We start from the raw sequence: 14,754 nt of genomic DNA on the forward strand, positions 1-14,754 counted from the left end.
CTTTGACCGTCCCTCAGACACCAGCCGTACCGACGGCTCATTGAGGAGAGGCACATGTCTAAAGTCAAGAGAATCACGCTGGGCGTAGCAGCCGGAGCACTGGCATTGGGCGCAGGCTTGGGCGCGACGAGTATCGCGACGGCGGCCACCACGCCGACGCCGAGCGCCACGGCGTCCCCAAACGGCACGTCGTCAGCGGAAGCAACCACCCCTTCAGACCGGGGCGGAAAGCCAGGCGGACACGGACACGATCGGGGACAGATAGCCGCTGAGCTGGCAACCAAGCTCGGTGTGGATGAGGCTAAGGTCACCGAAGCTTTGAAGGCATTCCGTGAGGCCAACAAACCCACCACGCCGCCTGCTGAAAGAACAGACGGAGCCGAAGGAACCAAGCCGGACCGGACGGAGCAGGACGCGGCACTGGCGAAATCTCTTGCTGTCGCCTTGGGCGTCGACGAAACCAAGGTCACCACGGCATTGGAAGAAATCCGGGCCGCGGGCCAAGCGGAACGCTCCGCTGCACTGAAATCCAGGTTGGACAAGGCGGTCACGGACGGCAAACTGACCCAGGCAGAGGCAGACGCCGTGACCAAAGCCGTGGAGGCTGGAGTCATTGGGGGAGGCGGCCGCTGACACTGCCAAGCTGACCAGCTGACCAGCTGACCGGCTGAAGCAAGGGATCCCCCGGGCGATATCCGGGGGATCCCTTGCGGTCTGGTCCGTACCTTGCTGGACGCACTTGAGCTGTGCTCGAACGCCGCCGAACGTACTGCGTTGGAGCGAAAGATCGCCGAACTGGCCGAGCAGTAAGGCCTCACGCCAATACGGCAGGGCCGCTTGAAGCAAGCCTGAAACGCCGGTGCCCGAGGACTGTCGCGCTTAATGTGGCTCTAGCCAGCGCCTTTACCACCCAGGAATCGGGCCGGGCCAGACGTGGGGTCAGGACATCACATACGGGGGCGCCGCCAGCATCAGGCCCGACCCGCCGCCCATCGATTTACAGGACAGTCCCCCCGTTATTCGGACAGTCCAGGGCGCCATATATGGGCGTGTTGTTGTTCTGCGGACGCTTTCCTATGTTCTGTGGGGTGTGTGGTGGTGGTTGCGTCGGGGTGTTTGGTGTGGGTCGATGTGGGGTGGGGGGATGAACCAGGGGATGCCGGTTTTGATGTCGATGCGCCATTGTTCTTTGTGGATGAGGTGGTGGTGGTGGCTGCAGAGCAGGGTGCCGTTGTCTGTTGAGGTGGTGCCGCCGTTGGACCAGTAGGTGGTGTGGTGGGCTTCGCACCAGGGTGCGGGCATGGTGCAGTCGGGGAAGGCGCATCCTTGGTCGCGGGCGGTGATGGCTTTGCGGATGTGGGGTGGGAAGATCCGGGTGGTGCGGCCGATGTCCAGGATGCGGGAGTCGCTGCCGAGCAGGACGGGGAGGATGTCGGCGTCGCAGGCGATTTTGCGGATGGTGTTCGGGTGCATCGGGCCGGTGAAGGTCGCGGCGCCGGTCCCTACCCCGGCCCCTATCCCAGTTACTGGTGCTGTCCCGGCTCCGGTCCCTATCCCAGCCCCAGCCCCAGTCCCTATCCGAGTCCCTGTTCGGGTGCCGTGCTGGTTCGGGGCGGTGCCGGTGCCGGGGTTGTGGTGGTGGTTGTGGACTTGTTCGAGGAGTTCTTGGTATCCGATGGTGACGGTGAGTTGGGGTGGGAGGCCGCCGTTGGCGGGTAGTTTTTCGGTGCGCATGGCGAGGCTGCAGGCGCTGGTGAGGCCGTTGAGGAGTTTCTGTGGGCGGCTGCGCCGGTCCAGGTCCAGATCCGGGCCGGTACCTGTGCCTGGGCCGTTGTCTGGGTTGTTGTGTGGGGTGTCCCCGTTTTCGGTGTTCTCCGTGGTGCCTGTGCCGGGGGTGGTGAGGCGGGGGTTGGTGGCGACGTTCATGGCGGTGGTGAGGATTTCGTATTGTTCGTCGGTGGCGAAGATTTCGAGGTGGTGGAGGCCGTGGCGGCGTCGGCGGCGGAGGAACACGCCTTGGAGTTGGCGGAGGATTTCTTCGGTGGGTTCGGGGCCGTCGTGGTCGATGACGTCGATCCAGCGTTTGGCCATTGTGGTGACGAAGTCCGGGTCGGTCTCGACCGCGGTGGTGGTGAGGGCGTGTTCCATCCGGGCGAGGGTGTCCTCGTCGGTGAGGTGCCGGACTTTGTCCAGGGCGGTGCTGATGATCGACGCCGAACGGGAAGGCACCAGTGCGGAACCAACCGCTTGCGCTAGTATTGCGTGGCGGGCCGGGATGTCCTGCCCGGTCATCCCGGTCTGGGGGAGGACGTCCGGGGCGAGGGCGAGCCGGCGCTTGGCTTCTCCGATGCCGATCCGCAACCGTGCGCGCAGGAACTGGGCCGCGTTCCGGTACCCGTCATCCAGAACACTGGCCGCTCCCGGAACCGTTACGCCCGGAGCCGTTTCGCCCTTGGCCGGTTCCGTCCAGCCGGTCCGCCATTGCGGTGCTGCCGCCGAGGGTCCGGGCTTGGTTTGCTGGGCTTCGGTCCGGGTCCGTTCCACAGCCTGCGCCGCGACCACCTGCAAGTACTCCACCGACCGGGCGATCTCCTCGACCTCGCCGGCAAAATCCGCCGCTTCAACAAACCCAAACAGCCGCGCCTCACCGGCAGCGGACACGCGCGCGGAGTCCAGAAGTGCCGCGCTGTCGTCAAGGAACGCCGCCAGGTCCCGGCTGCCGGCCGCCTTGGGATCAGGGCGCTGGGTGTCGCGACGTTGGACTGGCGGGACGGTCGGGATTGATCTTGGACTTTGGGCCGAAACGCCGGCCGGGGCGAGGCCGGTGAGCGATGAAGCCCGGGCGGACTTCGTCTGACCGTTGGGCAGCCCGGTGCCGTGGAAGTGGCCAATCCAAGTGACGGTCGCCGTCGAATCCTTGAACCCGGCCTTCAGCACGTCCGGCATGCTCAAGACGCGTCGTGACCGGACAGCGGTCAGGGCAACCACAGCAGGGGAAAATTGCGCCCTGAGTGCTGTCGACTGCCCTGGTTTTTCCATAAAAACAGCATGTCAGGGGCTCTGACATTATTGAGCCGGTCGATGTCACCACGTGCTTTCGGCATCAAGTGAGAGCGTTGGAAGGGAATCAGCCGACATGGTGATGTGCGGAAAGCTACAGACCAGGCAGCGACCACGCGGGTTCGGGCCGGTGGACGCCGCGGGGCCTGTATCCCAGTGCTTCGGCGCTGTCCAGGATGTCGGCGAGGTACCAGATGATGGCCAGCCACATCTCCGTTCCTTGAAGTGTTGGGAGATGGTGGTCTCCGCTCTCCTCCGCAGCGCTGAAAGCCATTCCTTGGCCTGGATGCCACCGGCCCAAGGCCTGCTTCAGCTGGGCTCCGGCCCAGCTGTTGATCTCTGCCCGGCGATATGAGGTCTGCTTGGACGCCAGCCACAAAGGATGGACGACGTCCAGGACGTTGCAGGCATTCTGCCGCCCGGGGGAGAAATAGCGCGGATCCGAGGAGTGCTCCATGACAGTGTCCACGAGGCGTTCAACGTGGGGGACCGGTACCCCGAACTGCGCAAAAGTGCCACGAGTCAGGCGGTAATACCCATTGACGACCGTCATCCGGGTATCTGTCGTGGGCGTACCCCACGTTCCAGCCAACGGATTGACGTGCGTCAGCAGCCAGCCGAACAGCGCCTCCAACGAACCCACGGAGTTGGGATGATTCCGCGCAAGGTTCCAGTAAGCGGCAGTGCCCCATGCGTCCACCCAAGCACCTGATCCCCAGGCTTCCTTTCGCCACGGCAGCGCGTCCAAGAAAGAAATCAGCATTGCCGGGTCCATGTCGGCGATGCAGTACACCGGATGGCGGAACCGGCTCCCCAGTAGATCCAGGGCATAGCCTGCCGAGAGGACGTGATAGGTGGCTGGTCCCTGGCCAAAAATCAGGGGTGCACTGGTGGTGGAGCGGGCGGAGCCCAACTCCGGCACCAGCCCGGAGGTCGGATCCTGGAGTGCCTGGAGCTGCTCGATGTGATCCGCCCGGGTGAGCTGCGGTGGGGCGGAACCCAACAGCAGGTCCGCGATTTCAATGGCATCGCAGTGCGCCCTAACGGTCGGCGATGTGCCAGGACGGTCCATATAACAGCCGCCATCGGCGGAGGTCCAACTCCTTGAAAGAATCAGCGGAGCATCGGTGCGTGCCGCATCGGCGAAGGCTCCCAACTCTGCCAACAGCCCGCCGTCGGCCGCGGTCATATCCCCCAACGTCCTGGCCGGAGCGGCGTCCCGCCTGTCGCGGATCCTGCGGGCGGGGTTTCCGCCCACGATGCACCATTCGGGAACATCCTTGGTGACCACGGCGCCCGCGGCCAGAACTGCGTGCGAGCCAACTGTGACTCCGTCAAGGACCACCACGTTGGACCCAATCCAGACGTCGTCTCCGATGCGGATACCTGTGCTGGTCAACGGCTGTTTAAAAACGGGTTCGGCGGGATCCATGGAGTGGTTGAAGCCGAGGATGGAGGTGTGGGCGCCGATCCTCACGCCGTCGCCCATGGTGATGTCGCCTCGAACCACGGTAAAGGCGTTAACCGTGCAATCGTCACCAATGGTGACGGTACCCGTGACGTAGGCGTGGGCGGCTATGAAGGAGTCTGCGCCAATGGACAGTGAGTCGGGGTCAATACTGGCCATCGGAGACAGGAAAGCCCGCTCACCTATGGTGACGCCATCGCGTGCCGCGAAGCCATTTTGGTGTTCGTGCTGCGCTTCCCGTTCCGCCTCCGAGGCAGAACTCCAAAACGTCCAAGGAGAGTAGTCAAAATTGAGGTGGTGCTGGGGATTCACGTCGTAGGCTCCGCGGTGACAGGTAGTGGAAAGCGCTTCCCCCATTATTTGCGGCCCCTCCCACCCCGGTCAATGTGTCAGACGGAAACAATCAGGGTCGATCACTCCGGGTAGCCGTACTCCTCATCGGTGACCAACCCCACGCCGTCTCTGAGCCATCGGTAGCGCCGGCGGTTTCCCACCTAGCCAAATGACTCATGAAGTGATCCGGGGCAGCGCCATGCCAGTGCCACTCGCCAAGGGCGTGTAGACGGTTTTGCCCGCCGCGTGGGTGTGCCACGCTGTCCGGGAACACGGCGCGAACCTGACGATGTTCATCCTTAACTGCGATGGCTCTTCGCCCTTGGCGATGACGTCAAAATAAACGTCGCCGGTGAAGAGTTCCGCAGGCCCTTTGGTGCTGGTGGTCGCGGGCGGGATATCCATGAATTCCCTGATGAAGGTCTCAGTGATGGTGACGGATGGGCTCTGAGTCCGCGGCCGACGCGGGAGTGGTCGCAGCCCAGCTTGCGAGTAATTGAAGGGCGTCCGCAGTGCCCGTACCGGGTTCGGCGTTGTAGACGGTCAAGGTCAAACCGGCGTCAGCGGATAATTCGAGGGCCTCGTAGAGCAAGTGCAGGTCACCGACTATCCGGTGCCGGAACTGTTTCTTCCCGGTGAAATGCTGGCGGACATTGTGGGATGCCCAGCGGACACGGAATTCCTCGCTGCGGGTGGACAGCTCGCCCACAAGGTCGCTGAGCCCTCGGTCATAAGGATCACGGCCGGCCTCCGTTCGCATGATGGCCACGGTGTCGTTGGCGGCGCGTTCCCAGTCCGTGTAGAAATCGTGGCTGCGGGGATCAAGGAAGAGGAAACGTGCATGGTTGGGCGGTCCGGACGGGCTGTCGTAAATGTCTGCGTACAGGGCCCGACCCAAGGCGTTCGTTGCCAGAAGGTCCAACCTGCCGTTGCGGATGAAAGCCGGCGAGCCGGTGATCGCATCCAGCGTGAGTTGCACCCCCGGCCGGATGGCCTGCTTCCGGACAGGACGACGCCGGAACTTGCCGCCATCGCTTGCCGCGCGGGCGAGGTCATACAGATGGGCGCGTTCGGCGTCGTCCAGCTGCAAGGCGTTGGCCAGCGAGTCCAGCACACTTTCAGAGACCCCGGAGAGGTTTCCCCGTTCCAGCCGGGTGTAATACTCAACACTCATGCCTGCCAACATGGCCACTTCGCCGCGTCGAAGTCCGGGGACCCGGCGGTTGCCGCCATAAGCTGCCAGTCCCGCTTGCTCCGGCGTGATTTTCGCCCTTCGGGTGGAAAGAAAGTCACGCGTCTCAGTCCGGTTGTCCATGGTTTCAACGGTATGGCTTTTGTCCAGCTAAGGGAGTCCCTGTCATTACCCCTTACAGCAGTAACTCCTTGCGTCCAGGGAAACAAGGTTAGATGGAAATATCCACCAACGTTCACAACGCAGGAGAAACATGCCTACCGCTAACGCTTACGCTGCCCCCTCGGCTACGGGCGACCTGACCCTGACCACCATCGAACGTCGCGAGGTCGGCCCGAACGACGTCCACATTGACATCAAGTTCGCCGGCATCTGCCATTCCGATATCCACACGGTCCGCGGTGATTGGGGGCCGCAGCAGTATCCTCTGGCCCCCGGTCACGAAATCGCCGGCATCGTCACCGAGGTTGGCTCCGATGTGACCAAGCACAAGGTGGGCGACCGCGTTGGCGTCGGCTGCATGGTCAACTCGTGCAAGGAGTGCCGGAACTGCCTGGCCGGAGAGGAACAATACTGCCTCAAGGGAAACGTGGGCACCTATGGTGCCGTTGACCGCGACGGCACCATCACCCAAGGCGGATATTCCAGCCATGTGGTGGTGAATGAGGACTTCGTCGTCACCATTCCGGAGGGCCTGGAACTGGACGTTGCTGCTCCGCTGCTCTGCGCAGGCATCACCACCTACTCGCCCCTGCACCACTGGGGCGCCGGTCCCGGCAAGAAGGTTGCGGTTGTCGGGCTTGGCGGACTCGGCCACATGGCCGTCAAGATCGCCCATGCCATGGGCGCTGAGGTCACGGTCCTTTCGCAGTCATTGAAGAAGATGGAGGACGGGCTCGGGCTTGGCGCGGACCACTACTACGCCACCAGTGATCCCGCCACATTCGAGCAACTCGGCGGCACCTTCGACCTCATCATCAACACGGTCAGCGCTTCGATCGATATCAGCGCGTACCTTCAGTTGCTGACACTTGATGGCACATTGGTCAACGTTGGCGCCCCGGCCGAACCGCTGCCGGTGAACGTGTTCTCGCTGATCACAGGTCGTCGCCGGTTCGCTGGTTCCGCCATTGGCGGCATCCGGGAAACGCAGGAAATGCTGAACTTCTGCGCCGAACATGCCCTTGGCGCCGAAATCGAGGTCATCCCGGCCAGCAAGATCAACGAGGCGTACGAGCGTGTGCTCGCCTCCGACGTCCGCTACCGCTTTGTCATCGACGCTTCCACCATCGGCTAGAAACACTGCACGAGAGGAAAGGCCACGCCGGGTTCACACCGGCGTGGCCTTTCCGTACCACCGAACAGGGACAATGGTCTGGTGACTTTCAGACTGGACACCATCGGTAGGGGCCTGGTCTTTGCTCAATCCCTCGCGGACCTGACCGCGGCGCTGGAACGCCAGGGCGATGGCGGCGTGGCAGTCGTACAGGCGCCGCCCGGCACGGGCAAGACCACGCTCGTGCCTCCGCTGCTGGCCAACCTGCTGGCCGAACGGCAATCCGGCCAGCCACGTATCGTCGTCACCCAACCACGGCGTGTTGCTGCGCGTTCGGCTGCACGCCGGCTGGCGGCATTGGACGGCAGCCGCTTGGGCGGCAGAGTGGGTTACACCGTGCGCGGGGAGAGTAGGGCCGGCAAGGATACGGTGGTGGAATTCGTCACGCCCGGCATTCTCCTCCGCCGCCTCCTCAGCGATCCCGGACTGGAGGACGTTCACGCCGTGGTCCTGGATGAGGTGCACGAACGCGCGCTTGATACCGATCTGTTGATTGGCATGCTTGCCGAGGTCCGTGAGCTCCGTGGCGACCTGACGTTGATTGCAATGTCAGCAACCCTCGACGCCCCGCGTTTTGCAGCCCTCCTGAGGCAGAGCGGGACAGCTCACGACGACGGCGGCCCGGCTCCCGTGGTTGACTGCCCTTCTGCGCTGTACCCGCTGGAGGTTCAGTGGGCCCCCTCCGGTGAGCACCGCCTCAACGAACGGGGAGTGGCCCGCACGTTCCTGGATCACGTGGCCCGTACCGCCGCGGCCGCCCACGGACTGGCTTTGGCCGCCAACCCTGAAGTTGATGCTCTGGTCTTCCTGCCGGGCGCCCGTGAAGTGTCCGACGTCGCACATCGCCTTCGCGCCCAGGTTCCCCGGAACGTGGAGGTACTTGAGTTGCACGGCCAGATCGGTCCCGACGCCCAGGATCGGGCTGTGTCCGGGCGTGAGCCCGGCGGCCCGCCGCGGATCATTGTGTCGACCTCGCTGGCTGAGTCATCCCTCACCGTTCCCGGCGTGCGGCTCGTTATTGATTCGGGTTTGGCCAGGGAACCGCGGAGGGACTCGGGGCGTGGCATGTCGGGCTTGGTGACCGTCTCCTGCTCACGGGCTTCGGCCGACCAGCGTGCCGGACGCGCGGCACGGCAAGGGCCAGGCGCGGTGGTCCGTTGTTACGACCACCAGTCTTTCGCAGCGGCCCCGGCCCACCAAACACCCGAGATTTCGGTAGCCGACCTCACGGGAGCCGCACTGGTCCTCGCCTGCTGGGGCGCTCCGGGAGGCATGGGCTTGCAGCTGCCTGACGCTCCACCTTCAGGAGCCATGGACGAGGCTGTGGAAGTCCTCCGGGAACTGGGTGCAGTGGCCGGGGACGGATCCGTCACCGCGCTGGGCAAGTCACTGGCACGCATTCCGGCCGATCCCCGCCTGGCCCGGGCCTTGCTGGATGGAGCTGCAGTGGTCGGCACGCGGGCAGCGGCGGAAACCGTAGCACTCGTGGCTGGTGACCAGCGCGCACCCGGTGCGGACCTCACCGCCTTGCTGACGTCGCTGAGGTCCGGTTCCGATCCCGCCGCGCGACGTTTCGCGGAGGAGGCCAAGCGGATGGAGTCGATGGCCCGGCAGGAGGCGTCCGGCGTCGTGCCTTCACGACTCCCAGCGGACGTTTCCGCCAGGGAAGCGCCCGGCTTCGTGGTGGCGTTGGCTTTCCCGGACCGTGTGGGGCGTCGCGTTCCCGGAGGTGGATCCACATACCTGTTGTCCTCCGGGACACGGGCCGGGCTTCCTGCCGGAAGTCCGTTGTCCGGGCATGAGTGGCTGGCAGTGTCCGAAGTGTCGCGGGCACAGGGCCACGACGCTGCGGGAACGGGCGCGCTGATCCGCTCAGCGGCGCCGTTGTCCGCGGAACTTGCCCACGCTGCTGCCCCCGATCTCATGGTCACCAACGTGCAGGCGAAGTTTGACCACGGGAAGGTGACCGCCCGCCTGGAACGTCGGTTGGGAGCGATCGTCTTGTCCTCCACGCCTGTGCGCCCCAGCGCAGAAGCCGGACGCCATGCGGTGGGTGAGGCCTTGGCAAAAACCGGGTTGTCCATGATCGGGTGGTCAACAGCAGCCGACACCCTGCGGAGGCGGCTCGCGTTGCTGCACCACGAGCTCGGTGCGCCATGGCCCGACGTCCGTGAAGCCAGACTGCTGGCCCGACTCGAGGACTGGTTGACCCCGGAGCTGGAACAGATGGCTACCGGGACGCCTGTTAAGTCGATCAACCTTGCGGAGCCCTTGCGTCGGCTGCTGCCATGGCCGGAAGCATCCCGCCTGGACAGCCTTGCTCCCGAGCGTCTGCAGGTTCCCAGCGGTTCGCGGGTCAGGATCGATTATCCGGAGGTGTCGGAGAAAGGCCCGGAAGAGCACGACGGCGGCAGGCCGGTGGTGGCGGTCAAACTCCAGGAATGCTTCGGCTGGGACCGCACGCCACTGCTCGTCGACGGCAGGGTCCCTGTGCTGTTCCACTTGCTGTCTCCGGCAGGCAGGCCATTGGCCGTCACTGACGATCTCGCTTCCTTCTGGTCCGGTCCCTATTCCCAGGTCCGGGCCGAGATGCGTGGGCGCTACCCCAAGCATCCCTGGCCCGAAGACCCGTGGACTGCGCCGGCCACCGCCAGGACCAAGAACAGGATGCAGTCCGGCCACTCCAGCTAGGCGAGGCGCTCCAGCATGAACTGGATCTCACCGTCGACGAATGTTCCCAGGACCGCACTGGCAGCCAACTCGTCGGGGTCGGTGGTCAGGGGGTCGAGTTCGAAAGCCGTGAAGTCTGCCCGTTTGCCCACCGAGATGGAACCGGAGGCATCCCAGAGGCCTGCCGCTTTTGCAGCATGCGAGGTGTAGCCCTCCAGTGCCTGGTATGCGGTGAGACCCTGCGCCGGCGCGATGGGCTCTTGCTCGGGATGTCCGGATCGCCGGCGCAGTTGCGCATCCGCGATGATGGGAAGGGGCTCAAACGGTGCGATCGGCCAGTCCGAGCCGATGCCCAGTGTCACTCCCGCCTCGCGGAGGTCCCTGCAGCGCCAGGCCCGGTCCGCTCTCTCGGCGCCCAACCGGGTGGACCAGTTGTCGCTGTGGTCCGCCGCTGAATAATGGGTGCAGTGCGTTGGTTGCATACTGGCCACTACACCCGCACTCCTGAAGCGCTCCACGAGCCCGTCCGGAACTGTCTCGATGTGTTCAATGCGGTGGACGGTCCGGCGCAGGACATCAGCCGGCACCGCGCCGGGCAATGACTCCAGCGCATTCAACACGTGTTCCACGCCCGCATCACCGATCGCATGCGTCGCCGTCGGGATGCCCCGGGAGGCGAAGTAGCGGACCGCGGCCGAGTATTCCTCCGGCCTTGGCCAGAACGGCGCAGTGGATTGGCCGTAAGCGTCGGGTTCGTAAAGCCAGGCGGTTCCGTTGTCCACGGTTCCGTCGACGAACAGTTTGATGGCCTCAACAGACCACCGTCGCCCACCGGTCCCCACGGTGCGGGCCAGTTCCTTCCAATCGGATTCATCGGTGCCGGGCATGCACCACGGGGCGCTCCGCAGGCGCAGCGGCAGCCCGCCGTCGATCTCCAAAGCCCGGAAAAGGCGGGCGGATTCGTCGCTGTGGTCCATGATGTGGCCGCCGGTCAATCCTGCTCGGGCAAAGTCCTCCAGCAAGGCAGCGAGCCTGGCTTTCCGTTCGTCGAACGTTTCCTGGGGGATGTGCCGTTGGACGAGCTCCATGGCGGCTGCTTCAAGGAGGAGGCCGGTCGGAACGCCGTCGGCATCGCACACCACCTCGGAAGCCTGCTCGAATTCATGCCTGCCTCGGATGCCCGCCAGGTCCAGCGCCCGGCTGTTGGCGAGGGCTGAATGACCGTCGAACAACCGGATCAGCGCGGGCTTGTCACCGCTGACAGCATCCAGAACGCTCCGGTGCAACGGAACTGCGCCAAAGGCGTTGGGGTTCAGTCCCCAGCCACGCAACCAGCCGCCGTCGTTCTCTGATTCCGGCTGGAGCAGGGCGCGGACTTCCTCCACAGTGGCAGCACTGGACAGGTCAACACCGATGGTCAGGTCCAGCCCGAACACCGGATGGATGTGGCAGTCCACCAGGCCCGGAGTCAGCGTCGCGTTGCCAAGGTCGACCACGCGGGTGCCCGCGTGCGCCCAGTCCTGCGCTTCAACCCGGCTTCCGATGGCGGTAATCACTCCGTCGCGCACGGCTACGGCCTGGTGGGAATCGCCGCGGTGGCCGTCCATGGTGTGGATGGTGTCGGCAAGGACGATGAGGTCAGGAGTCATGTTTTTCGAAGCTTCCAATCCGGGCAAAGACGTCAGGGCGGGTGGTGCGCAGGCGTCGTGCAATCAGCAGGCCTGCCAGGAAAACAACTGGTGCCACCAGGAGGAGGGCGGTGTTGGTGAGGGGATCGGCAAACGTGAGGAGTTCGATGTTGATGGCGATCAACGCCACTACCCCGAACAACAGGATGGCCGAGGCCACGCTCACTGGAATGAGGAAACGGTTGGTCACGGCCGCCGGATGGCGGCGCAGATAGATGAAGGCGGCCACGGACACCAGGCCCTGCAAGGCAACGATTCCGACGATCCCCGGAGTGTTCACCCAGATCAGGAGCTGCTTGTATGGGTCGGCGCCGGCGATCGCACAAATGATGATGACGACGGCGGCCAGGATGGTCTGGATCTGGCCGGCACGGTGCGGGGACTTGTATCTGGGGTGGGTCCTGCCCAGGAACGCCGGGAGCACACCGTCTTCAGCGAGCATGTACACGTAACGGTTGATGGCGTTGTGGAAAGCCAGTTGTGATGCATAGACGCTGGTCACGATCAGGACGTACATCACCACCTCGGCCCACGGCCCCACGTACTGGTTGATGGTGGCGAAGAACATTCCGTCGGCCAGTTCACCGGCTGCGGTGACCACGTTCCCGTCGCCAAAGGCCTGAATGACTGTCCAGACAATGAAGGCATAAAACACGGACATGAATCCAACGGCGATGTACGTTGCACGCGGGACGGACTTGTCCGGGTTGCGGGCCTCGCGCCTATACAGCACGGTGGATTCGAAGCCCATGAATGCCGCGAAGCAAATAGCCAGAATCGCCAGGACACCCGGCGTGAAAGCGTGCTCGGGGGAGAAGGAGGCGAAACTGATGCCGGCAGCTCCGCCGCGGGCAAGGATCGCTGCGCCCATGATCCCCAGGATGGCGGTTTCGGCGATGAGCAGGACTCCGAGGACCTTGGCGCCGACGTCAATGCCGCGGAATCCAAGTAGCCAGACGGCAGCGATGGCAACCAACGCCACAACGGGCCATGGCACGTCCAGGCCAACGAGCGAGCGGAGCATGGCCTGGGTTTGGACGGCGAACAAACCGTAGACGCCGATCTGCAGGCAGTTGTAGGACACAATCGCCAGGATGGCCGCGGCCAGCCCGACTGTCCTGCCCATGGCAAGGCTGATGTACGTATAGAAACCGCCGGCAGCTTTGACGTGTTTGGTCATGGCCATGAAGGAAATGGCGAAAACCAGCAGGACTGCCCCGGCAATGACGTATCCCATGGGGGCGCCAATGCCCCCGATGCCGATAGCCACAGGGGCTACGCCGGCCATCACTGTCAGGGGGGCTGCTGCGGAGATCACCAGGAAGGCGATGCCGCCGGTGCCGATGGCATTCCGTTTGAGCCCATTTCCGGCATTTGCTGCTGGAGGTCGGGTTTCGAGGTCAGACATGGGGATCCTCAGGGGTATTGGGGGGAAGGAATGTTCAAGGAGTGAAAGTCATTAAGCGAAAGGCTTTCGTTTAGCGTAGGGCCTGGTGATCCAGAGCACAACACCTCGGTGCAAAGTTCTGGCTAGAGTCGTAACAACAACCTTGAATGGAGACACCCGTATGGCACGCCCGCTGGTCCCACTGATATCCATCGATGCCCTCGTCACCGCAGCCCTGGAGTTGGTGGACGAAGCCGGGGACTTCAGCCTGCCCAAACTGGCCAAGCGGATCGGCGTCAGCCAGTCCTCCATCTACAACCATGTGAGCGGACGGGAGGAAATTCTTGAGCTGATGCGTGGCAGGATCATCGGCGAGAGTCCTTATGTCCTGGAGGACGAGCAGGACTGGGAGGCGTCCCTTCGCGCCATTGTCCGGAGTTATCGCGATGCCTTCGCCCGTCATCCGAAACTCGCACCCCTGCTGGTGCTCCAAACAGTTCAAGACGATAAAGTGATGGCCCTCTACGAGAACCTTGCGGTTGCCCTTGGAGCCGCCGGGTTCCGGGGCCGGGACGTGATGTCAGCGATTTCCACCATTGACAGCTTCGCCCTGGGTTTCGCCTTGGACCTGGCAGCGCCGGACGTCGTCTGGGCTCCACCTGCGCACGGGTACCCGGCCCTGACCAATGCCCTGGCACAGGCTGGACCTGCTGTGGAGCGTGGCGAGGCAGCTTTCGACTTTGGCCTTGAGATCCTCATCGCCGGGCTGCATTCCCGCCTTCGGTCGACACGGCTGTGAGGCCGTCGGTGGAGGGCATCCGGAAGGCGCCATGACCCTCTTTCAAACGTGGTGGGACGCGGTGGTCCGCGGTTTCACCGAAACGCACACCACTGCGGTGCCACTACCGGCCTTGCTGGGCATCCTTGCGTGTGCCGTTGTCCTCAGCATTCCGCGTGTGACCTGGCGCTGGTTCGGGCTGTACGTCACGTTCGTCCACGAGCTCGGCCACGCCTATGCGGCACTGATGACAGGACGTTTTGTGCACGGGCTCCGTCGGGCTCGACCATTCGGGACGCCTTGTCAGCAGTGGCCGGAGTGCTTTTGGTGCGGCCTGGTCCGGGTTTTGGGGATACCCCGCACCAGCAGTGGTTGGCCTCGGGCTGATCGCCGCGTTTGCGGCAGGCCGTTCCGGCGCGGCGATGTCCGTCGGGGCCTTGATCCTGCTGGTGTCGCTCATTTTCCTGAGGAACCTCACCGGGATTCTCGTGGCCGTCGTGAGCGCTGCGGTAGCCCAGTTGCTGATCCTGTTCGCTGCGCCGGCAACAATGAACTATGTGGTCCTTGCCCTTGGCGTCGCCCTGTCAGTAGGCGGTGTCCGCGACCTCTTCAAACTGGCCAGTGTGCACACCAGCCGCCGGGACCGGATTGGGGCCTCCGACGCCTTCATCCTGGGCCGCACCACAGGCCTGCCGGCCTTCGTGTGGTTGACGGGGTTTACTGTGGTGATCCTCGGATGCGCAGCAGCATCTGCCTGGTTGCTGTGGGGATGCTCGCCCTGTAGTTCGTAGTTCTTACCGCGACCAAGGACCCGACGGCGGTTGGCCGGTTTTGCTGGCTGC

General features: G+C 64.2%; 11 protein-coding genes and 1 pseudogene. 6 read left to right on the forward strand and 6 right to left on the reverse strand.

Going from position 1 to position 14,754, the window contains the following annotated elements; all coding sequences use genetic code 11:
- Positions 1 to 54: 54 nt before the first annotated feature.
- Complete coding sequence (locus QEH68_RS10315) at positions 55 to 633, forward strand: hypothetical protein (RefSeq protein WP_280627887.1); 579 nt, start codon at positions 55 to 57, stop codon at positions 631 to 633.
- A 441-nt stretch (positions 634 to 1,074) separates the two neighbouring features.
- On the opposite strand, the gene QEH68_RS10320 is transcribed toward QEH68_RS10315, so the two are convergent.
- The 4 genes from QEH68_RS10320 to QEH68_RS10335 all read right to left on the reverse strand — a co-directional run bounded on the left by QEH68_RS10320 (position 1,075) and on the right by QEH68_RS10335 (position 6,176).
- Complete coding sequence (locus QEH68_RS10320; RefSeq protein WP_280627888.1) at positions 1,075 to 3,039, reverse strand: HNH endonuclease signature motif containing protein; 1,965 nt, start codon at positions 3,037 to 3,039, stop codon at positions 1,075 to 1,077.
- A 115-nt stretch (positions 3,040 to 3,154) separates the two neighbouring features.
- Positions 3,155 to 4,885 (reverse strand): acyltransferase, encoded by a 1,731-nt coding sequence (locus QEH68_RS10325; RefSeq protein ID WP_280627889.1) that lies wholly within the window; start codon positions 4,883 to 4,885, stop codon positions 3,155 to 3,157.
- 150 nt (positions 4,886 to 5,035) lie between these two features.
- The gene (locus tag QEH68_RS10330) at positions 5,036 to 5,266 is read right to left on the reverse strand and encodes a hypothetical protein (RefSeq protein ID WP_280627890.1); all 231 of its coding nucleotides are present in this window, start codon (positions 5,264 to 5,266) and stop codon (positions 5,036 to 5,038) included.
- A 19-nt stretch (positions 5,267 to 5,285) separates the two neighbouring features.
- On the reverse strand, positions 5,286 to 6,176 hold the full coding sequence (locus QEH68_RS10335) for a helix-turn-helix transcriptional regulator (protein WP_207597382.1): 891 nt from the start codon (positions 6,174 to 6,176) through the stop codon (positions 5,286 to 5,288).
- A gap of 130 nt (positions 6,177 to 6,306) precedes the next feature.
- Here QEH68_RS10335 and QEH68_RS10340 point away from each other — a divergent pair, with 130 nt between their 5' ends.
- Complete coding sequence (locus tag QEH68_RS10340; RefSeq protein ID WP_280627891.1) at positions 6,307 to 7,350, forward strand: NAD(P)-dependent alcohol dehydrogenase; 1,044 nt, start codon at positions 6,307 to 6,309, stop codon at positions 7,348 to 7,350.
- Positions 7,351 to 7,431: 81 nt separating this feature from the next.
- Complete coding sequence (gene hrpB / locus QEH68_RS10345) at positions 7,432 to 10,080, forward strand: ATP-dependent helicase HrpB (protein ID WP_280627892.1); 2,649 nt, start codon at positions 7,432 to 7,434, stop codon at positions 10,078 to 10,080.
- On the opposite strand, the gene QEH68_RS10350 is transcribed toward hrpB, so the two are convergent.
- Both QEH68_RS10350 and QEH68_RS10355 read right to left on the reverse strand, forming a co-directional pair.
- Positions 10,077 to 11,708 (reverse strand): amidohydrolase, encoded by a 1,632-nt coding sequence (locus QEH68_RS10350; RefSeq protein ID WP_280627893.1) that lies wholly within the window; start codon positions 11,706 to 11,708, stop codon positions 10,077 to 10,079. The two genes, hrpB and QEH68_RS10350, sit on opposite strands and share 4 nt — an antisense overlap.
- Positions 11,698 to 13,155: an APC family permease gene (locus tag QEH68_RS10355; RefSeq protein WP_207597386.1), complete on the reverse strand. Its 1,458-nt coding sequence runs from the start codon at positions 13,153 to 13,155 to the stop codon at positions 11,698 to 11,700. Before QEH68_RS10355 ends, QEH68_RS10350 begins: the two co-directional genes overlap by 11 nt.
- 160 nt (positions 13,156 to 13,315) lie before the next feature.
- On the opposite strand from QEH68_RS10355, the gene QEH68_RS10360 reads away from it, so the two are divergent.
- The 3 genes and pseudogenes from QEH68_RS10360 (at position 13,316) to QEH68_RS10370 (ending at position 14,703) form a co-directional block, all read left to right on the forward strand.
- Positions 13,316 to 13,933, forward strand: a complete 618-nt coding sequence (locus QEH68_RS10360; protein ID WP_280627894.1) for a TetR/AcrR family transcriptional regulator C-terminal domain-containing protein — start codon at positions 13,316 to 13,318, stop codon at positions 13,931 to 13,933.
- A gap of 31 nt (positions 13,934 to 13,964) precedes the next feature.
- Positions 13,965 to 14,129, forward strand: a pseudogene (locus QEH68_RS10365) (M50 family peptidase); the annotation flags it as partial.
- 43 nt (positions 14,130 to 14,172) lie between these two features.
- Complete coding sequence (locus QEH68_RS10370; RefSeq protein WP_280627895.1) at positions 14,173 to 14,703, forward strand: M50 family metallopeptidase; 531 nt, start codon at positions 14,173 to 14,175, stop codon at positions 14,701 to 14,703.
- Positions 14,704 to 14,754 lie beyond the last annotated feature (51 nt).

Origin of the sequence: Paenarthrobacter sp. OM7, from assembly GCF_029873575.1 — a bacterium.
In the GTDB taxonomy this organism is placed as follows: domain Bacteria; phylum Actinomycetota; class Actinomycetes; order Actinomycetales; family Micrococcaceae; genus Arthrobacter.

Bases quoted from the DNA above. Each gene is read 5' to 3' on its own strand.
- QEH68_RS10350 (WP_280627893.1), bottom strand. From the start codon at position 11,708: ATGACTCCTGACCTCATCGTCCTTGCCGACACCATCCACACCATGGAC.
- QEH68_RS10320 (WP_280627888.1), bottom strand. From the start codon at position 3,039: ATGGAAAAACCAGGGCAGTCGACAGCACTCAGGGCGCAATTTTCCCCT.
- QEH68_RS10325 (WP_280627889.1), bottom strand. From the start codon at position 4,885: ATGGGGGAAGCGCTTTCCACTACCTGTCACCGCGGAGCCTACGACGTG.
- QEH68_RS10340 (WP_280627891.1), top strand. From the start codon at position 6,307: ATGCCTACCGCTAACGCTTACGCTGCCCCCTCGGCTACGGGCGACCTG.
- QEH68_RS10360 (WP_280627894.1), top strand. From the start codon at position 13,316: ATGGCACGCCCGCTGGTCCCACTGATATCCATCGATGCCCTCGTCACC.
- QEH68_RS10355 (WP_207597386.1), bottom strand. From the start codon at position 13,155: ATGTCTGACCTCGAAACCCGACCTCCAGCAGCAAATGCCGGAAATGGG.
- QEH68_RS10330 (WP_280627890.1), bottom strand. From the start codon at position 5,266: ATGGATATCCCGCCCGCGACCACCAGCACCAAAGGGCCTGCGGAACTC.
- QEH68_RS10335 (WP_207597382.1), bottom strand. From the start codon at position 6,176: ATGGACAACCGGACTGAGACGCGTGACTTTCTTTCCACCCGAAGGGCG.
- QEH68_RS10315 (WP_280627887.1), top strand. From the start codon at position 55: ATGTCTAAAGTCAAGAGAATCACGCTGGGCGTAGCAGCCGGAGCACTG.